The organism is Prosthecobacter sp. SYSU 5D2 (assembly GCF_039655865.1).
Classification (GTDB): domain Bacteria; phylum Verrucomicrobiota; class Verrucomicrobiia; order Verrucomicrobiales; family Verrucomicrobiaceae; genus Prosthecobacter.
The window spans coordinates 440,811-460,147 of record NZ_JBBYXL010000001.1; the positions used below are offsets into that span (position 1 = coordinate 440,811).

General features: G+C 61.2%; 13 protein-coding genes. 9 read left to right on the top strand and 4 right to left on the bottom strand.

Annotation, left to right across the window (positions count from 1 at the left end):
- Nucleotides 1–288 precede the first annotated feature (288 nt).
- The gene (locus tag WJU23_RS01925) at nt 289–1,125 is read right to left on the bottom strand and encodes a hypothetical protein (RefSeq protein ID WP_346330835.1); all 837 of its coding nucleotides are present in this window, start codon (nt 1,123–1,125) and stop codon (nt 289–291) included.
- A 244-nt stretch (nt 1,126–1,369) separates the two neighbouring features.
- On the opposite strand from WJU23_RS01925, the gene WJU23_RS01930 reads away from it, so the two are divergent.
- Both WJU23_RS01930 and WJU23_RS01935 read left to right on the top strand, forming a co-directional pair.
- The gene (locus WJU23_RS01930; protein ID WP_346330836.1) at nt 1,370–1,966 is read left to right on the top strand and encodes a hypothetical protein; all 597 of its coding nucleotides are present in this window, start codon (nt 1,370–1,372) and stop codon (nt 1,964–1,966) included.
- Between the two features lie 274 nt (nt 1,967–2,240).
- Nucleotides 2,241–3,470, top strand: coding sequence for a porin (locus WJU23_RS01935; protein WP_346330837.1), 1,230 nt, complete (start codon nt 2,241–2,243; stop codon nt 3,468–3,470).
- Between the two features lie 414 nt (nt 3,471–3,884).
- Here WJU23_RS01935 and WJU23_RS01940 read toward each other — a convergent pair whose 3' ends face one another.
- The 3 genes from WJU23_RS01940 to WJU23_RS01950 form a co-directional block, all read right to left on the bottom strand.
- The gene (locus WJU23_RS01940; protein WP_346330838.1) at nt 3,885–4,124 is read right to left on the bottom strand and encodes a hypothetical protein; all 240 of its coding nucleotides are present in this window, start codon (nt 4,122–4,124) and stop codon (nt 3,885–3,887) included.
- 106 nt (nt 4,125–4,230) lie between these two features.
- The gene (locus tag WJU23_RS01945; protein WP_346330839.1) at nt 4,231–5,571 is read right to left on the bottom strand and encodes an NAD(P)/FAD-dependent oxidoreductase; all 1,341 of its coding nucleotides are present in this window, start codon (nt 5,569–5,571) and stop codon (nt 4,231–4,233) included.
- Between the two features lie 73 nt (nt 5,572–5,644).
- Complete coding sequence (locus WJU23_RS01950) at nt 5,645–7,222, bottom strand: hypothetical protein (protein WP_346330840.1); 1,578 nt, start codon at nt 7,220–7,222, stop codon at nt 5,645–5,647.
- A gap of 612 nt (nt 7,223–7,834) precedes the next feature.
- On the opposite strand from WJU23_RS01950, the gene WJU23_RS01955 reads away from it, so the two are divergent.
- From WJU23_RS01955 to WJU23_RS01985, 7 genes are all read left to right on the top strand, one after another.
- Nucleotides 7,835–9,283 (top strand): class I SAM-dependent methyltransferase, encoded by a 1,449-nt coding sequence (locus tag WJU23_RS01955; protein ID WP_346330841.1) that lies wholly within the window; start codon nt 7,835–7,837, stop codon nt 9,281–9,283.
- Nucleotides 9,276–12,029, top strand: a complete 2,754-nt coding sequence (locus WJU23_RS01960; RefSeq protein WP_346330842.1) for an ATP-binding protein — start codon at nt 9,276–9,278, stop codon at nt 12,027–12,029. Before WJU23_RS01955 ends, WJU23_RS01960 begins: the two co-directional genes overlap by 8 nt.
- Before the next feature lie 27 nt (nt 12,030–12,056).
- Nucleotides 12,057–13,322: a hybrid sensor histidine kinase/response regulator gene (locus WJU23_RS01965; RefSeq protein WP_346330843.1), complete on the top strand. Its 1,266-nt coding sequence runs from the start codon at nt 12,057–12,059 to the stop codon at nt 13,320–13,322.
- 164 nt (nt 13,323–13,486) lie between these two features.
- A complete protein-coding gene (locus tag WJU23_RS01970) occupies nt 13,487–14,962 on the top strand; it encodes a Wadjet anti-phage system protein JetA family protein (RefSeq protein WP_346330844.1) in 1,476 nt (491 codons plus the stop codon).
- Nucleotides 14,959–15,594 (top strand): DUF4194 domain-containing protein, encoded by a 636-nt coding sequence (locus WJU23_RS01975; RefSeq protein WP_346330845.1) that lies wholly within the window; start codon nt 14,959–14,961, stop codon nt 15,592–15,594. The genes WJU23_RS01970 and WJU23_RS01975 overlap by 4 nt, the downstream gene beginning before the upstream one ends.
- Nucleotides 15,595–15,621: 27 nt before the next feature.
- A complete protein-coding gene (locus tag WJU23_RS01980) occupies nt 15,622–18,990 on the top strand; it encodes an SbcC/MukB-like Walker B domain-containing protein (RefSeq protein WP_346330846.1) in 3,369 nt (1,122 codons plus the stop codon).
- Between the two features lie 15 nt (nt 18,991–19,005).
- On the top strand, nt 19,006–19,311 hold the full coding sequence (locus WJU23_RS01985) for a hypothetical protein (RefSeq protein ID WP_346330847.1): 306 nt from the start codon (nt 19,006–19,008) through the stop codon (nt 19,309–19,311).
- Nucleotides 19,312–19,337 lie beyond the last annotated feature (26 nt).

Here is a 19,337-nt window from a genome sequence, read left to right on the forward strand (position 1 = left end):
GTGATGACACCCCGGCTCTTCATCAAGACCTTCATCTTACCCTTGCAGCGACTCTTCGTGCGGGGCGTCACGGCTGCATTTCCCCCGTGCATGTGACCACCTTTTAGAGAACTTCCTTCACCTAAACTTTATGCTGGAAGTCCATAGTTGAGCACTGCCTTACCCACCCACCAGCTCAATGTCCACGGCATGAGGTAAAAAAAAGCCCCGCCCCCGGAAAGTTCCGGGAGCGGAGCCAGGATCACGGATCATCAGGCGGGCAGCCTACCTGTATATCTGCTTCGCAGACTAGTTTTTTGGCTTGGTTGGGGTTGTGGTCGAGCCGGAGGTCGTGCCAGAAGTTGAACCCGACGTGCTGCTGTCCGCGCTGCCGCCAGTCGTGCTGCCGCCGGTCGTATCACCACCGGTGGTGCTGCCGCCTGTAGTGGGAGCTGTAATCGTGGCTTTGTTGAAGTTTTTGCCATTGATCGTAGCGCCCGTGGTGTTGCCACCCGTCGTATCGCCGCCAGTGGTGGCACCGCCGGTGGCCGAGCCTCCTGTGGTGCTGCTGCTGGTCCGGCCCGTAGTGCTGCCAGTGGTGCTTTGGGCATTGTCATTGTCCTCCAGCCCTGGTGTATCACCGGTGCGGCCAGGAGCCTCGCCGCTGCGGCCTGGCGACTTGCTACGACCAGGTGCCTCACCGCTTTTGCCGGGCATCGGCTTGGCCGTATCATCGGAGTCGCGGTCAGAGGTGGAACCGCTGGTTGAACCGGAGGTAGAACCGCTGGTGCGGCCGGAGGTGCTGCTTGTGGCATCACCACCCGTGGTAGCTCCGCCAGTTGTGTTACCGCCAGTCGTGTCGCCGCCCGTTGTCGGGGCCGTGATGGTGGCCTTGTTGAAGTTCTTGCCTTCAATCGTGGCACCCGTCGTGTTGCCGCCGGTGGTGCTGCCACCGGTGGTTGTGCCCCCTGTGGCAGAGCCGCCAGTGGTGGCGCTCCCGGTGCTGCCGGAAGTGGTGCCGCTGGTGCTACCTGAGGTAGGTTTCTTGCTGTCACTGGAACTCTGTGCGCTTACTGCCAAGGGGCATGCGAGCAGAATGATAGTGGCTGTGGTTTTGATGAATTTGGGTTGGGTATGTGTTTTCATACATGGACTCTTCGCGTCCATTTTTGAAAATGAGGGTCTAAAAAAAATCACCTTTTTTTAGTTTCTGGCGATCCTGCAACTTGCGAATGACTCTTTCTCCCAGGCTAAATTGCAATCCGCATTAAAGCGGCAGGCCGTGGGTTATCGAACTTTTTTTGCTTAGCAATTAATATGCCATCGAATGGATTGGCTGAAACAACCATTCTGACCGCCCAGAAACCCGTTGGGGTGCGAACTCCTGCGTATGAAAACACACATTCGTCTCGCTGCTGTGCTGCTGGGTTTTGGCCTGGCAGCGGCTTCCACACCTTTATTGATTGCCCAAAACCCTGCCACTGCCAGTCCCTCACAGCTGGTTCAAGGGGGCGTTCTCCTGCGCGATGACGGCCTCTTCTGGGTCAGCGGGGGAAAAGCCGGCCATCTCGATGCCAGCACCGTGCCCCAAGGACAGATGGTCCTGTCCGATGGCCGTCTGCAGGCCCTGCCAGCAGGTATCTCAGGCCTGCCGGAAGGAGTGGCGGTGGCTCCAGATGCCCGCTCCGCCAGGGACCTGTCCGGGATCACCCTGGTGAATGACCAGGTCTATATCATTGCCAATGGCAAGGCCACACCCGTGAAGCCCACAGCCATCCCAGCTGGCCATATGATCACCTGGGAGGGAAAAACAACCCCAGCCCCCTCCGATCTCACCTTCATCGGCCGCGTGACCCCCGGCACCGTCACACCAGGAGTCGTGACTCCAGGCAGCGTCTCCATCGATGGCAGCGTACGTGGTGGTGACGTCAAAGGCGGCGATGTCAAGGGCGGTGACGTCAAGGGCGGTGACGTCAAAGGAAATTAGATTGAAACACATCTTGCCAATGCCCTGTCCTCATCGGCCTCGCAGTTGTGAACAGAATAAAATGCTGTCCATCATGAATGAATGAATTTTATCATCTGTTATTCTGTTCACAACTGCGAGCCCAGATGAAGGTCTTGAACAAGGTCATGATGAGGATCCCTGCCAACTGAGCACTGAGCAGTCATCCCCGCCTGCCTTGCCCCCTCTTACATTCCCATTTGCCCTTCCCTTCCCCCCGCGTAAGCATCCGCCAGCGCTCGCACCGCGCTGCCTGATGCCCACCCCACGCCCCTTTTCCCTGCTCCGCCAGCAGCCTCTCATCCTGGCCCTGGCCCTGCTCAGCAGCGCCCACGCCGGTGAGCCGCTGGCGCAACCGCCCGCCGCCGCCCCCCTCCTATCAGCCACTCTGCCCGCCCCAGGCTCCATCGGCGACCGTCTGGAAAATCTGGGCCGCCTTTACGAAAGCGACACCAACGACATCCTCCAGGAACTGTGGATCCTGGGCCGATACCACGGTCATTATCACTGGAGCGAAGGCAGCGTTGGCGAGGATGAAGGGCACGAGATCCGCCGCCTCCGCATGGGTGCCCAGGCGCAGCTATTCCACAAGCTCAGCCTTCATGCCCAGATGGTCAGCGGCAGTGATGCGGAGCCCTTTTACAACGGCTTCACCGAGCTCTGGGCCCAGTGGGCCTTCACCCCGCAGGTGGCCCTCACCGTCGGCCAGCAGAAGCACCGCTTCACCCACGACCGCAACGTCTCCAGCCGCTACATCAACTACCTGGAGCGCAGCATGCTCACCAACATGGTCGGCGCGGATTACACCCCCGCCGTCACCCTCCAGGGAAAGATCGGCCCCGTCACCTATTACACCGGCCTCTTCAGCAACGCCACCAGCCGCGACATGGCGGATTCCTTCACCCAGTTTGACTCCGGTTACTCCTACCTCGCCGCCGCTTACATCAACATCGGCAAGCCCTTCGGTGCCGACAGCGCCCACCTCCACATCACCGGTCTGCACAGCCAGGCCAATGAAAACGCCACCAACCTGGACCGCTTTGACAACGCCTTCTCCACCGCCCTCATCCTCACCCAAGGCTCCGCCGCCCTCGTCACCGAACTCACCGCCGGCCTCGGCAGTGATGAAGGCGATGCCTACGGCCTCAACCTCCAGCCCAGCTACTTCCTGACCGACAACCTGCAGCTCGCCCTCCGCTACCAGATCGCCGCATCGAATGGCGCCCGCGGCCTGGAACCCCAAAGCCGCTACGAAGTCCCCGCCGGCCTCCCCAATGGAGATCTTTACCAGGCCGGCTACATCGGGCTCAACTACCACATCGCCAAACATCGTTTAAAACTCATGACCGGCCTCGAATACTCCACGATGGGCGGCGAAAGCGTCTGGACCGCCAGCACCATGATCCGCTTCTTCTTCGGCCCCCACTCCGGCGGCCCCTTCCCCATGAACCAAATGCTCGACGGCCATTTCCTGGAGTATGATTGAGGACGCCCTAGTCCGCAATGAATGCAGCCCTCAACCCTCAGTCTTCTGAGGTTCGAAACACCACTCCGCATGCGGAAAGCTTTTGAAGACCCAACAGCCTAACCGTTTTTGCGACCATACACCCCCGCCCTCCCAAGGAAGGCCTCACTTTCCGCTGGTCACTCCGCCCCGCCGCCTCCAGCCCCCCTCCCTACACCCTGTTCATCCTCCATCTCCTGCGCTACCTCAGCACCCTACTCACCTTTCACGCCCTCACCCTCCTGCTCTTCACCCACAGCACCCTCCGCCGCCTGCTGAGCCTCGTCTGGCAAAAACTCATCGAAATCCCACCCCGCCAGGACTGACCGCGACCGCACTCATTGAAGCATCGTTTGTTAGCAAATGCCGCCTTCCAGTTGCGCAGCCTTCCCCAGCTCAGGCCTGCGGGTCATTGACCTCAGCCGTCTCAGCGGCAGCCTTGGCCGCTTCGCTCCGTGCTTTGTCGGCCAGATAGCTGCGGTGAAAGAGCCAGAACAGCAGACAAAGGAGCGCGGCCTTGCCCCCCTCGGTGACCGGCCCATCGTCCAGCTTCCCGGCTGCAACCCAATAGCCCTTAGCGACGCTGAGTCCGAACATGGCGGCCATGCATTTGAGATACAACAGGACTTCGGACATTCTCATAGCCTTCAGGAAAAAACAGCCTAACCAACAACCTCACCCCTCATCAACCCGTCTTCAGCACTGAATACCGAATACCGCATACTGAAAACGGCACACTGTCCTACGCCGCCTTCTCCAGCTCCTGCCGCCGCACGTCACGCACGCAGAAGTTCTCCGCTTCGGCCACGCCCCAGACGAGGTGCCGGGCCAGCATGCGCATCAGGCCGCGGCTGTAGCGGGAGCGGGTGTAGCCGCCGGAGGCCATGCTGGCGATGTGGAAGGTGGAATGCCGCTCCATCACGCTGGCGATGTTAAAGGGGGAAGGTTTCATGGCCAGGTTCTTGCCCGCCAGATGAATGCGGAAAATGCGCCCGTCATAAAAGTACCGGACCAGCTCAGTCCACGCCTCATGCCACTGCACCATACGGCGGCTGTAGCGGTCCATGGCCATCGTTAGCGCTGCCGGGTTTTTCAAAAGCTCCGGTCCTTTGGAAAACACACAGGCATCCAGCTGCCGAGCGCCCTCCAGGGACATGAACAGGCCGGGGGAAAGCATGGGGTCCACAAAGCCAAAGGCATCCCCCAGCAGCACCCAGCCCGGCCCGTGTCCGCGCTCAGACAGGAGCTGGTAGTTGGTATAGGTCATCACCGGGCTGACCCGCCGGGCGCTTGCGCCCTTGGCCGCCAGGATGGGCTCCTCGCGGATGGCCTGCTCCAGCCGCTCCTCCGGCGTCTCTCCCAGGGTCTTCGAATGCTCCTTGCTCACCACGATGCCCACGGACAGCCGCCCCGGCAGGGGGATGCGCCAGCTCCAGCCTGCCCGCAGCACCGAGATGATGACCTGGCCCGGCTCCACCTCATCGTGATCAAAGTCCTCAAAATGGGCAAAATACGCCACATCATTCCGCTCCCCCCGCACCGCCGGGATCTCCATGGCCCGCGCGAAGGCCCGCGCCCGGCCGGAGGCATCCACCAGCAACGGCCGCGCCTCCGCCTTCAGCCCCGCCTTTTCCAGGCTGGCTGCGCCCAGGCGGATCACCGGCTCCCCGTCCTCCACCCCCGCCACCAGCTCCGCCCGTGCATGGACAAACCGTGCGCCCAGCTCCTCCGCACGAAGCCGCAGCAGATTGTCCAGCTCCGGCCGGGGTGTGTTGTAGGAGTACGGCGGCAGGTGCCCCTCCACATTCTTGAAGCTGAAATGGATGCGCGGCCCTCCATCCGTGACAAAGAAAGACGCTCCCGGTTTGCGGACGGACATCGCCGCCACGCGATCCTCGATGCCGAGCTGGCGGAACACCGGCACCACACCCGGGATCAGCGATTCCCCCACCAGCAGGTCCGGGCGCTTGTCATCGTCAAAGACCACACAGGCCACGCCCCGTTGCGCCAGCAGCGCGGCCAGCGTGCAGCCCGCAGGCCCTGCGCCCACGATCACCACCTCAGGGGAAGAACGGTCCGTCATCGCATTCATCATCGCCACACTACGTCCCACATCAAGGCCAGGCTGTCAGGAAAAAAGCCGCATCCTGCGCAGCTCAGTCCTGCAACCTGTCAGGCGGCAGCAGCTCGGCCTTGTGCGTCCGTGTGAGTCCACGAACCAGGCCGGTCAGCCGGTTCAGCTCGCTCGGCCCATCATAAGTGAGGGTGAGGGTGACGGGCCGGCGTTTGCCGGACGCATCGGTGATGCTGCCCTTGACCATGGCTTTCTTCCACTGGCCCTTCAGCACGGGCTTTTGCGGGTGGGGGGCAAAGATGAACATACCCGGGCCGCCCCCTGTCAGGTTCACGGCCGCCAGGATCGGTCCCGGGGCCAGTCCATCCTGGGCCTCGTTCACCACCAGGACACGCCCGTCCTCAAAGTCAGTCAGCAGGGCGCTGCCTGCCGGGTTGTGTGACTGCATGGGAGCGATACTGCCATGCCCGCCCACCTGCAGATCAATTCCGTCCGGGTAAAAATCCGCCCTTGGATCAGGCGCTCGGAAAAAATGCCCCTGCACAACATGGGTGGGATAACCGTAGGGCACGAAGTTTTTCACCGTCATTTGCACCGCACCTTTTTTGCCCCGGATCCGGGCATGAATGGTCACCTCATATTCAGACATGGTTTCAGACACCATCAGGCCCGTCGCAAAGGTAAAGGCATCACCGTCCAGTCCCATGCCCACCCCTTTGACGGCCCCCAGCTTGCCCACCTCCATGAACAGCCTGCCTGCGCCTGTCTGGCCGGATTCAGCATTTTCATAAACGCAGGCAAAAGTCCGGTATTGAGGATAGCCAAAATAAGGCTTGAACAAAGCGCGCTCCGTCAGCTTTCCGGCCGCCATCAGGCCGTCACGTTCCAGGCTGAAGACTCCGTCGCCGGAGACATCCAGCCGCAGCGTAGTCTCGCCCGCCCCAAGAGCCGTGCGCTTCAGAGTCACTGTGGCCAGCCCCTCTTCATCAAACTGGCCCGTAAAGCCCCGGGTTCCTGCCAGCAGGGTCAGCTTGCCAGTGAAGCGGCGGTTATCCGCCAATGCCAGCGTCACTTGGCCCAGGTCCACAGTATTGCCCCCGGCATCGGCGAGTCTCCATAATCCGTTTAGCATGCGCTTGGACGGGGAGAGCATCAGTCTCACCTGGATTTTGAAGGGATCCTCTGACCAATAATTGCCCAAATCAGCGGCGATGCGATACGTTTCCCCCTTCACAGCCTGAAAAGACGTGCCTGTCAGCCAGTTTTTGGCCTGTAACCGCAGGCCGGTGCCGTAGTTCGTCCTGACTGGTTGCATTGCCTCTACACTCTCACCCTGCCAAATCGTCATTTCATGCTGAACAGAACGAAATCCCCCAGGCATGTGAAAACACTCCACCTTACAGAAGCCGGAGCTCGGGGCCGTCCATCTCCACCAGGCCGTTTTCCTGGGACTCTCCCACGGCTCGTCGGGCCGCTCCCCCGCCTCCAGGCTGAAACCGGACATGTCCGTGGGCGCAGACATCCCGCTGCGCACATCTATGGCCGGGGCATCGGCAAAGTGGTCAGCACCTGCCGGAAAGGTTTTGGCTTGGGTGTGCGGGAGCAGGGCCAGCATCGGCAGGACAAGGGACCACCGGATCAAAAAAGCAGCAATGTTCATGGGGGGAAAGGAGCAGTCCATGGGAAAGACCGCCTTAGTCTTATCCTACATCTGTGGGACCGTCCTGCCAGTTCAATCTGGGAAATTGCCACCTGGAACGTCGGATATTCAGTCATAAGGGAGCGGCGCATGAAGACTGTTACTTCCGCCCCGATTCTCTCTGAAGGTGGACTTGAATACCTTTTTTTCACCCATCTGCGGTTAAATTCCTTTGATGATGCTGATCCTGTTTAATTTCGCCATCTATGTAAATCTATTGATTAGGATTTTATGACGAAATTGCAATTACCGCGGTCGGTAAAAGCTACTTGTCAGGGACGTGTGGAACAGCAAAATTCCCTCCATCAAAAGGAATTTAATTTGATATGAAAATTATGTGAAAATGTGAATCTTTACTATTCAGGTCGATTTTTATCCAATGCCGTCGATTCAAAGCTCAAAATCACTCACCAATACAATGTATTATATTTAATTTTAAGTATTAAGATCGCATGAACTAAGTTCACCCTTTCCAATAATGTTCTTGACGCCCTGATGAACTGTCTGCAAACAGAATAGAGTCTCTAGAATCCCTGCTGGTGACTACCAGTTCCAAAGTTACCATCTTGCAAGATGCCCGCTGAATCCACCGAAATGACTTCCAGCCTGCAAGGGCTGGTCGGCGAAAACCTCAGCATCATCGTATGCCGTAACAGTCAGGGGGCAGAAGTCCGGGGGACGGTGCACCGCCTCAGCCGTCACCTGGCCGTTTTTGAGGTTTATAATCCTTACAGCATCCTTCAGCTCTCGGAGGTGCTGACGGACTTCCGTGTCACCGTCAATGACCGGATGCTCTATTCCGGCCGGGCCGTCATCACCAATCTGGTGAATACTGGGATCATGCTCATCCTGGAGGCCTCCCTGGAGGAGGATGACTGGCTGGACCAGGACATGTTTGCCCCGCTGCAAAATCGCGAGGGCCTGGGCCGGGAGCTCGCGGAAATGCTGCAGGACACGAACCGCATCTTCCGTGTCTATCCGCAGTTCAAAATCATCGTCATTGATATCCAGACGGTGCTGACCGACCTGAAACGCTGGCTGGAGCAGGTGGAGCTGTGCGTCCGGTCCCTGCCCAGCGGAGACCGCCATGAATCCGAAATTTACGCCATCCAGGAAGTCGAAAAACTTGTCCTTCCGGCGCTGTGGCCGCTCTTTTTGAAATTTGAAGAAGCCGCTGCGGAGGTGCCCCAGGAGCTCATCCCCATCCACCGCGGTTACATCAAGCGCCAGCTGCACCCCATCGTCCTCTGCTCCCCCTTCACCTACCGCACCTATCAAAAGCCGCTTGGCTACGCGGGGGATTATGAAATGGTCAGCATGATGTTGCGCTCCCCGTATGAAGGCAGCACCGTCTTTGCCAAGCTCATCAACCGCGTCTTCCTGGAGTCTCCCACGGTCATCGCCCACCGCAACCGCATCACCTATCTGAACCAGATGCTTCACGATGAAACCGCGCGTGTCCAGGCCCTGGGCCGCCGCATCCGCCTGTTCAATCTGGGCTGCGGCCCGGCGCAGGAAGTGCAGCGTTTCATGACCGGGGATGAGCTCAGCAACGAGGCGGACTTCACCCTGGTGGACTTCAATGATGAAACCCTGGAGCACACCCAGCAGACCCTCACCGGCCTGAGCCTGGCCCACAACCGCCGCACGGGGCTGGAGTTTGTAAAAAAATCCGTCCATCAAATCCTGAAGGAAGGCGTCCGCCCCGGAACCGGCACCTATGACGTCGTTTACTGCGCCGGGCTTTTTGACTATCTCTCAGACCGCGTGTGCCGCCGCCTGCTGGAGATTTTTCATGAAATGGTCGCCCCGGGCGGACTCCTCATCGCCACCAACGTCCATTCCCGGAACCCCTCCCGCCACTGGATGGAGTGCGTCATGGACTGGCATCTGGTTTATCGCACCGACGAAAACTTTCTCGCTCTCACCCCGTCCCGCGCAGCCCCTGGCAGCACCCTCATCAAGGCTGAGGAAACCGGGGTCAACATCTTCATGGAAATTCGCAAGCCCATGCATGTCTGACCTCCTCTCCAAACAGAACAAGCACCTCTGGCAGGCCTTCGAGATAGACGAGGCACCCATCCGCCGGCGGAGCTTCCGCATCTGCTGCCTGTTCTCCATTCTGGCCATCCTCGCCGGAGCCAGCCTGGACCTCATCGCCTACGACACGGAAAAGATGTTCCTCTTTCTACCCGCACGCCTCGTCAGCAGCCTCTGCCTCTGCCTCATCTGGCTTGGCCTCGGCTGGGCTCGCTCCGTCACCTCCGTCCGTCTCCTTGGCCTGACCGTCGGCCTCCCCCCCATCTTCGCCATCGCCTGGATGGTCCACCGCAACGGCGGCGCGGAATCCCCCTACTACGCCGGCATGAATCTCATCATGGTCGGTGCCGCCCTCGTCATGCGCTGGTCCACCCTGGACTGCGTCATCGTCGTCTGCCTCACCCTGCTTTCCTATGGCATCGCCTGCCTGGGGCATGACTTCACCTCTCACCACAGCATCCTTTATAACAACCTCTACTTCCTCACCGTCACCGGCGGTCTGGCCATCGTCGGCACCTGGCTGTACACTCGCATCCGTTTTAACGAATTCCTCCTCCGGCTCACCCTCAATGAAAAGAGCCAGCAACTGGAGCTTTCCAACACCGCCCTGGCCGACTCCTACGGCCAGCTTGAGCAGTCCAAATCCCAGCTTGAAGAAACCAACACCAAGCTCGCCGAAAACAACCAGAAGCTCCGCGAACTGGACGAGGCCAAAAGCCGCTTCTTCGCCAACGTCAGCCACGAGCTCCGCACGCCGCTCACCCTCCTCCTTGCCCCCATCGAATCCCTTCGCACCAAAGGCGACCGCATTGATTCCGCGCAGCGCGATGACTTGCTGACCACCATGCACAGCAACGCCATGCGCCTGCTGAAGCTCATCAATGACCTCCTGGATCTCGTCCGCCTCGAGTCCGGCACCATCCAGATCCGCCGTGCGCCCGTCTCCCTCAGCGAGTTTGTCCGCGGCCTCGGCAATGCCGCCGGTGGCGTCGCCAAAGACAAGCGCATCCACCTCACCATTGACTGCCAGGAGGACCTCGGCCGCGTCCAGGCCGATGCGGAAAAGCTCGAGCGTATCTGCCTCAACCTGCTCTTCAACGCCCTCAAATTCACCCCCTCCGGCGGCACCGTCCAGCTCCACGCCTACCGGCAGGGAGACTGGCTCCACCTGGACGTCCGCGATTCCGGCGTCGGCATTTCCCCGGAGGACCTGCCCAATATTTTCTCCCGCTTCTGGCAGGCGGACACCTCCTCCCAGCGCAAATACCAGGGCATGGGCATCGGCCTTTCCCTGGTCAAAGAAATCGCCGAGGCCCACGGCGGCTCCGTTTCCGTGGAGAGCGAGCGGGGCAAAGGCACCACAATGTCCGTTATTCTCCCCTACGAGGTCGCCCGGGAGGAGGAGCCGGTATCCGAGGAGAACTCCCACAACCTCGAGCCGGAAGTGCAGAAAGAATGGATCTCCGACCTCTACCGCCGTGCGGAGATGTTCCCTGCCATGACCTCCCTCCAGGCCACGCTGCGGCCTGTGGAAGTCGGCCTGGGCAGCGGCCGCCGCAGTAAAAAGCCCAAGCTCCTCATCGCCGATGACGAGCCTGACATGCTCCGCTTCCTGCGCAACCAGCTCAGCGAGACCTTCGACATCATTGAGGCCGTGGACGGACACCAGGCCGTGGAAAAAGCCGCCCAGTTCCTCCCGGACGTCATCCTTTCAGACATGATGATGCCGGAGAAAGACGGCCTCCAGGTCTGCCGCGAGCTGCGCGAGCGCACCTCCACCCGCACCATCCCCATCGTCCTCCTCACCGCCCGTGCCGATGAGAAAACCAAGCTCGACTGCCTCACCGCCGGTGCCAGCGACTTCCTGGGCAAGCCCTTCTCCCTCACCGAACTTGCTGTCAGGCTCAAAAACCTCACTGATTCCCACCTCTACCAGCGCGAGCTTCAGGTGCAGAAACAGCGCCTGGAGGCCGCCCTGGAGCAGATCAAAGAAACGGAGGCCCTGCTCGTCCGGAATGAAAAGCTCGCCTCCCTGGGCCGCCTCAGCGCCGGCCTCATCCATGAGATCAACAACCCGCTGAACTACGCCAAACAGGCCCTCTACGTCCTGCGGGATACCGCCAACAAGCTCACCGAGGCTGACCGCCCTGACTTCGAAGACACGCTGGGCGACATCGAAAACGGCGTGGATCGCGTCGCCCGCATCATCAGCGACCTCCGCGGCTTTTCCCGCACCACCCACCAGGTCGCCGCCAACTTCAACGTCACCCAGGCCGTCGAGACCACCCTCCGTTTCTTTTCTCACGCCATCAAAGACGGTGTTGAGGTCACGACCGACCTGCCTCCCTATCTCGAAGGCATGGGAGACCAGAACCAGTTCATCCAGGTACTCATCAATCTCATCCAGAACGCCCTTGATGCGATGGCCGGCAAAGAATACCCTGAGGACCAGCAGCGCACGCTCGACATCCGCGCGTCCGAGGCGGACGGCATTGTCTCCCTCCGCATCCGCGACAACGGCCCCGGCATCCCTGCGGATATTCTCAACAACGTTTTCGATCCCTTCTTCACCACCAAGGATGTCGGCGCGGGCATGGGCCTCGGCCTCTCCATCTGCCATCAGATCCTTTCCGAGCATGGGGGCCGCATCCTTCTGGACAGCACCCCCGGACAGTTCTGTGAATTTACTTTGGAATTTCCCGCCGCCACCACCATACTTGAAGCCTGATTCATCCACCGTCTAATAGACTCTCCCATGCAAAACCACTACGATTATAAACGCTACGCAGTCCTTTATGTGGATGACGAAGAAATGGCGCTGAAGTACTTCGAAAAAACCTTCGGCAGTGAGTTTCGCATCCTCACCGCCACCAACGCCAACGACGGGCTCAAACTCATCGAAGCCCGTGGCGATGAAATTGGTGTCCTTCTCACCGACCAGCGCATGCCGGGTCAAAAGGGTGTCCAGCTCCTGGAGCGCTCCCGCCAGGTACGCCCCAAGATCGTCCGCATGATGATCACCGCCTTTGCCGACTTTGGCGTCACCGTGGATGCCGTCAACCTCGGCAACGTCTTCCGCTACGTCTCCAAGCCCCTCCAGGTGGAAGACATGCGCAACACCCTCCGCCGCGCCATGGAGTTCTTCCTGCTCCAGCGTGAGCGCGACGACCTCCTGCGCGAAAAGCTTAGCGTCCTCCAGAACATGGTCATTACCGACCGCGTCATCTCCCTTGGCGTCCTCGCCAGCGGTCTCTGCAACAACCTGCGCAACCCGCTGGAGGCCGTCCAGACCTTCCTCAACCTCACGCCCACGAAGCTGCGCCAGGAAAGCGTGGACATGGACCGTCTCCAGGACCCCTCCTTCTGGCAGGACTTCCACGCCCAGGTCCTTAAGCAGGCCCATCGCATCTCCGAGCTCATCGGCGAGCTGGACGGCGCCTCCCTGGCCGATAACATCCGTGCCGAGGCCCCCCTCAACGTCGCCGACAGCATCCAAGCCGTCGTCACCTCCCTGCAGGAGGCCCTTCAGGCCAAGGACATCCGCCTCGACCTCGATCTTGCCGCCGATCTCCCGCCCATCTCCACGGACAAAGGCCGCTTCGAGCACATGTTCCATCTCCTCCTCAAAGACGAGATTGACGTCCTCCCTGCCGGTTCCCGCCTGGCCCTCACCGCCAAGGCGCAGCGCTTTGCCAATGAGCCTGTCTCCATCCAGTTCACCCTTCAGGACAACGGCCCCGGCCTCCCCCAGGGAGCCCTCCGCTCCGTCTTCGATCCCTTCGCCATCCGCCATGAGGACGCCCCGGATTTCGGCCTCAACCTCATGGCCGTTTACTTCCTCGTCTATCACCATGGCGGCCACATCCAGGCTGAAAACACGCCCGGCCAGGGAGCCCTCTTCAAAATAGACCTCCCCCTCCTCGCCGACAGCCCTCCTTCCACCGAAACCAGCAGCCGTGACTTCGTCACCAAAGTCCTCATGAACGACCTCCTCTGGGAGCGCCTCCTCGCCGGGGACTGAAGACCAGTCTGCGTTGCCTGCAATCTCACAGCATCTCACCCTCCCGGGCGTGGATGCTGCTCTGATTCCTATCCCCTGGCCGCCGCCGTCGGGCATCTCTAAAAAGCAGTGTCCGACGGGACAAAAGTTGCAGTCCCCGTTTGTCCTGTCAGGATGGTTCCCCCATGCCAGCCAGCCACCTCAGCCAGCGCCTGTTTGCCAGCGTCTCGGCGGACTTCTTCCGTCCGCTGGTACGCCCTTCAGCCCCGGTGTATGTGGACGGAGCCGACCGCCTCATCCAGGAGGCCGGGGAGGCCGGCCGTCTTCCGCAGTCGGATGCCCTCGCCATCCTGCGCGAGGTCCTCTCCCAGCATCCTCAGATCGCCCTTCAGGAGGACGAAGGCGGCGGCCTGCAGGACACCCGAGCCCGCGCCGGAAAGCTCTTTAACCAGATGCTCCAGGTCCGCTGGATCGAGGAGCAGTCCGTCAGCCTCAATGAGCGCTGGGTCGTCATCTCCCCTTCCCTCCGCCCGCTCATGCGCACCCTGCGCGACCTCGCCGAGGACGAGGTGGCCGAACTGAAAAGCTTTGCCGATACCCTGCGCGGTGTCTGCACCACCCTGGAGCAGCGGGATGTTCTGAATCCCTTCATCGTTCCCGCCCAGGAAATGCGCGGCACGATCCATGATTTGCTCCAGCGCATGGAAAGCGCCATCGTCCAGCTTCACGGCGTGGAAAAGCTGGTGCACAGCTTTGAAAAACGCCAGCGGGAGACCGAGTCCGGCGCCGAAACCCTGCGCCTGTTTTATCACGAGTTCCACGAAGGCCAGCACATGGTCTGCTACGATGTCCTGCGTGGCGGCGGCCTGCTGCCCCGTCTGCAAAGGGCCCGCAGCCGTGTACGCGAGGCCGGGGATGATCCCCATGTCATCCAGCACCTGGCTGAAGGCATCGCCGAATACCGCAACCTGGACGTCAACGAAGCTTGGGAGCTGGCCAATGCACACCTCCAGCGTCTGGAGCGCCAGCTTGCCGGTCTGCGCCTGCGGGCGGAGGCCATTGATGCCCGAGTTGCCTCCTTCAACCGCCTTTCCGTCCAGCGTTACCGTTACCAGTCCGAACTGCGCGGCCGCCGCCCGGACATGATCAAACGCTACTGCGACGCCGTGAATGCCGCGCACCGTGGCGTCAAATTCAACGACCTGCGCATCGAGCCCGACTTCCCCCTGGCCGCCCCGGAGGTGGATTTCTTCTACGGCACCGCCTCCCTGGCACGTCCGCGCCGTGCCCGCACGCCCGTCGCGCTGGAGCTTGGGCAATCCCTGTCCGCCGAGGATGAGGCCGCTGATCTGGAACGCCTGCGCCAGCGTCAAAAATTTGCCCTCACGCCCCACCGCGCCGCCCGCCTCGTGGCTCGCCTCCTGCGCGATCACGGCCCCGGCATCGCCACCGACGGATTCCATCTGGATACCACCGATGAGCTTCTGGACCTCATGGCCGCTGCCGCCTACACCCATGGCGTGGATGCCGCCAGCGGCCAGGAGCAGCGCTGGCAGGTGGCCAGCAGCAGCGCCGGTCACGGCCTCGAACCCGACACCATCCCCCGTGACGCCCAGGCTGGCTGGCGCGTCGAACGTTTTGCCCTTGCCCGCCCCTCATGAGTTCCCTTCCCTGGCCATCCTTCTGGGCCGACGTGCCCGACCGCGACCGATCCCCCATCCGCGACGTCCTCGCCGATCTCCTCCGCCATGGCGTCATCCTGGGGGATGAAGGCAGCGGCCGCGATTCCTACCTTTTGGTTAGGGACCAGTACACAGACCATATCCGTGACTACCTCTCCCCCCTCGGCCTGGAGCTCATCATTGACCACGAGCCGCCCCTTCTGCAGGCCCGCCCCGTGCCGGAGGAATGCCAGCTCCTCGCCACCTTCACCAAGGATGAAACCCTCCTCGTCCTCGCCCTCTGGCGCGTTTATGACGAATCCCGCAGCGAACAGGCCGCTGAAACCGTCATCATCAGCGCCAATGATCTGTGGGTAAAATGGCGCGTGTTCTTTGAGCACATCGAGCCGCCCGGCATCACCGCCCTGGAAGAACTGCTGGCCCGTCTGCGCCGCAAGCGCCTCATCCGTTTCATCCGCAGCGAGGACAGCACCCGCCCTGGGGATGCCATGATCGAGGTCCTCCCCAGCCTCGCCCGCTGCATCCCCTTTGACAGCATCGATGCCTGGCTGGACCGCGCCAAGCTGTATGAGCCCGAGCCTCCCGCCGCCCCGCTCACGCTCGAAGAATAACCACTTTTACGTCAAGACCCTCTCCTCATGGATCGCCCCCAGCGCATCACCCTCAGCCGCATCATCGCCATTAACTGGTATGGCTTCCGCCGCATCATTGATGTCAACGGCCTCGCCCTGCTCTGCGGTGAAAACGGCACCGGCAAGTCCGCCCTGCTGGACCTGGTGCAATTCGTCCTGTTAGGCAGCAAAGGCACCCGCTTCAACCGCGCCGCCACCGGCGATGGCAAGCGCCCCACCGGCCGCGACCGTGATCTGCGCGGCTACTGCCTCTGCGATACCAATACCAAGACCAAGGACGGCCAGCCTCGCTACCTGCGCCCCAGCGGCGTCACCGTCGCCGCACTGGAGTTTGAATGGCCTTTGGAAGAAGGCCAGGAGGAGCCGCGCCGGGAGACCTGGGGCGTGCGTGTGGAGTACGAAGGCCCCACTTCGGATGCACGCTATGTCTGGTTCTATACCCCCTGCCGCCTGCACTGGTCGGACCTCATTCGTGAGCCGGATGTCACCCAGCCGGAGGTGCAGCAAATGCTCGCCGAAGATGAATTCCGCGTGCGTGTGAAGCGCGACCTCCAGGGGGATCACTTCGGCCGCCTGGATACGTATCTGGATGAGATGGGCGCGCGTGAGCACCTCTTCTTTGACCGCACGCAGATGAACAAAACCCTGCCGGGGGCCATCGCCTTCCAGCCGGTGGAAAACTTCGAAAGCTTCATCCGCGAAAATATCCTGGAACCCGGCCTGCCGGAGGTGAAGGAAGTCCGCCGCAGCCTGGATGCCCTGCGCGAGGCGGAGCGCCGCGTGGACACCCTGGGTGACCAGCTCAGCTACCTCCAGCGCATCCGCGCCCATCACCTCAGCTTCAGCGAAGCCCGTCGTGAAGAGGCCCTCTTTGGCCACCTGCGCGCCGCCCTGGATCATGCCGAGGCCGAGGAGAAATTCCACCGTGCCGACAGCGACCTCGTCGTCCTGCGTGAGCGCCATGCCGAGGACAAAGTCAGCATGGAATCCGCCGTCCGCGAGCGTGACGAAGCCAAGGCCCGTTATGATGAAGTGAAGCTCGTCGCCGGCCGTGACGACAGCCTGCGCAAGCTCAATGACCTGCGCCGCCAGCGGGCCGACCTCATGCCCCGCATCGAGCGTCTACGCCTCGCCTCCCGCACCGCCCATGAGATGCTGAATGAGCGCGCTCAGCATTGGGAGGAATGGCTGAAACACGGCCAGCGTGTCGGTTTGAATGCCAAGCTGGAGCGCGGTGACCTGCTGGCCCAGCTCCGCAATGAAGAAGCCCATGTCGGCCTCGAAGCCCTGCCCGGCCTCGCCCGCGAATACGACCGCATCAACCGCCTCGGTGAAGACTGGATGCGCCCCAAGCTGGAGGAAGTGGAAGAGCTGGAAAAGGCCGAGCGCGACCTGCAACACCAGCTCGTCAGCCTCAGCGAAGGCCGCACGCAGGCCACACCCCTTTTGGACAACCTGCGCTCACGCGGTCACAAGGCGGATCTCTTCGCCCGCGTCGTCGAGGTGAAGCCTGAGTTCGAGGCCTGGTGGCCCCTGCTGGAATCCGTCCTCGGCCCGCATCGCCAGACCGTTTTGGTGGAGGATGATTCCTTCCTCGCCGCCTGGGACCAGTTTCAAAAGACCAGCAGCACCGAGCTGCTTATCTGTGCCGATGAACTCCGCGCCCTCAAGCCCGTGGCCACCGCCGGTTCCCTGGCCGAAATGCTGGAGACCAAAAATCCGGTCGCCCAGCTTTTAATCAATCATCTGTTAGGCCAAATCATCGCCGTCAGCAGCAGCGCCAAGCTCAAAACGCACGACCGTGCCATCACCAAAGAGGGCCTGTTAAAAGAACCCGGCCTGCGCCGCCATCTCAGCCAGGAAAAGGAGCTGACCCTCGGTGAAGAAGGCCTGCGCCGCATGCGCAAGGAGCGCGAAGAAGGCCTTGAGCGCGTTCGCGTGTTCATGAACGACTTCCGCCGGGAAGTCCACGCTGTGCGCAGCTGGCTGAAGCGCGGCCAGGAACATCGCCTGGGCGAAGACGCACCCAAAGCCTCCGCCATCGAGCTTTCCCAACTCCCCGGCATGGAGGCCAACGAGCGCCAGCTTGAAGAGACCATCCAGCTCCTCGCCACGCCTGAGCAGGACCGCCAGCTTCAGGAAATGGACGAGCTGGAAATGCGCCTGCGCGGCCTGGAGCAGCGCATCGGCGGCCTGACCACCGCCGTCACCGCCTTTGCCGTCAATGAGCGCCAGATGATCGAGCTGCTCGATCAGAGCCGCGAGGATTTCCAAAGCGCCACCCTCTCCCTTCACGAAAGCCTCAACAGCCTGCCGCGCGGCCTCGCCCAGGATGAAATCAACACCGCCCTCAAGTCTGCGCTGGAAGCCGGCGGCACCTGGCAAAAGCGCAAGGACCAGGCGGATTACGGGCGCCAGTTTGCCCATGACCGCGCCGAGCGCACCCGCCGTGACCGCAACGACGAACGCCGCAAACTGGCCGAAGCCCACCAGGAATACCGCCTGGACTTCGATGCCGAGGACGATGACAACGCCCGCTACGACGCCCGCTGCAACGACCTGGAAACCCACGGCCTGAACCACTACCGCAAGATCGCCGAAGAGCGCCGCCGCGAGTGGGAGGAGCGCCTGCAAAGCCAGGTCCTGGATGTGCTTCGCGAGAAGATTGACGAGGCCACCCGCACCACCAAGGAACTCAGCAAGATCCTCGACCAGGACATCGGCCGCTACCGCTACCGCATCTCCCAGACCCGCGACCGCGCCCAGTCCGCCATGTGGAATCTCATCGAAAACGGCCTCGAAGGATTCAACCCCTCCGACGAGCTTTTTGTCTCCTCCCATCAGGATGACATCACCAAGGCCAAGGAGGAGCTCATGTCTGCCATTGACAACCCCGATGATCCCAAGGCCCAGCGCCTGCTCGACTACCGCTTTTATCATCGTTACGACATGCTCATGATCCCCAGCGGTCATAGCGAAGAAGCCGCCATCTCCCTGCAGAACAACGCCCGTAAAATGAGCGGTGGTGAAAACCAGGCCCCCTTCTTCGTCTCCATGCTCGCCGCCTTCCACCGCGTCTATGACCTGGGCCGCAAGGACAGCCGCCGCAACCTCGGCCTCGTTGTCATGGACGAAGCCTTTTCCAAGCTCAGCGGCGACCGCATTGATGACTGCCTGGCCCTCGCCAGCAACTTCGGCCTCCAGCTCCTCCTCGCCTTCCCCATGGACCGCCTCGGCACCATGATTGACCACGCCGACACCGTCATCGAATGCCGCGTGGACCGCAAACGCGACGGCCAGGGCCGCGACATCCACATCGAAAACTGGGTCGTCCCCTGGAACAAAGACAAACTCCTCCAGGCCCTCGCCGGGTAGTTAGGCCAGCCCGCTATGCAACGCACCCTTTTCATCACCAAGGACGGCATCGAAAAAGAAGCCGTTCTGACGATGGAGGGACCTCGTCCTGATCCTTATGCCGGCTGGGCTTGCGACTGGAAATGCGACATCATTCATCCGCAGGTCAAGACCGTCCACGGCAGCGATGAAATGTCAGCCCTCTACTACTGCTTGAACTGCATCGGGGCATTCATTCGGAACATGGAAGCCTTCGGTTACAAAACCCGCTATGAAATGGATGGAGACTGCGGAGGGTTTGATTTTGGAAACCCCGTATCCGATGATAGCAGCAGCCACTGAAAATCATATCGTTCGGGTCTCCTAAA

Bases quoted from the DNA above. Each gene is read 5' to 3' on its own strand.
- WJU23_RS01955 (WP_346330841.1), top strand. From the start codon at position 7,835: ATGCCCGCTGAATCCACCGAAATGACTTCCAGCCTGCAAGGGCTGGTC.
- WJU23_RS01950 (WP_346330840.1), bottom strand. From the start codon at position 7,222: ATGAACATTGCTGCTTTTTTGATCCGGTGGTCCCTTGTCCTGCCGATG.
- WJU23_RS01925 (WP_346330835.1), bottom strand. From the start codon at position 1,125: ATGAAAACACATACCCAACCCAAATTCATCAAAACCACAGCCACTATC.
- WJU23_RS01945 (WP_346330839.1), bottom strand. From the start codon at position 5,571: ATGACGGACCGTTCTTCCCCTGAGGTGGTGATCGTGGGCGCAGGGCCT.
- WJU23_RS01935 (WP_346330837.1), top strand. From the start codon at position 2,241: ATGCCCACCCCACGCCCCTTTTCCCTGCTCCGCCAGCAGCCTCTCATC.
- WJU23_RS01980 (WP_346330846.1), top strand. From the start codon at position 15,622: ATGGATCGCCCCCAGCGCATCACCCTCAGCCGCATCATCGCCATTAAC.
- WJU23_RS01965 (WP_346330843.1), top strand. From the start codon at position 12,057: ATGCAAAACCACTACGATTATAAACGCTACGCAGTCCTTTATGTGGAT.
- WJU23_RS01975 (WP_346330845.1), top strand. From the start codon at position 14,959: ATGAGTTCCCTTCCCTGGCCATCCTTCTGGGCCGACGTGCCCGACCGC.
- WJU23_RS01970 (WP_346330844.1), top strand. From the start codon at position 13,487: ATGCCAGCCAGCCACCTCAGCCAGCGCCTGTTTGCCAGCGTCTCGGCG.
- WJU23_RS01985 (WP_346330847.1), top strand. From the start codon at position 19,006: ATGCAACGCACCCTTTTCATCACCAAGGACGGCATCGAAAAAGAAGCC.
- WJU23_RS01940 (WP_346330838.1), bottom strand. From the start codon at position 4,124: ATGTCCGAAGTCCTGTTGTATCTCAAATGCATGGCCGCCATGTTCGGA.
- WJU23_RS01930 (WP_346330836.1), top strand. From the start codon at position 1,370: ATGAAAACACACATTCGTCTCGCTGCTGTGCTGCTGGGTTTTGGCCTG.
- WJU23_RS01960 (WP_346330842.1), top strand. From the start codon at position 9,276: ATGTCTGACCTCCTCTCCAAACAGAACAAGCACCTCTGGCAGGCCTTC.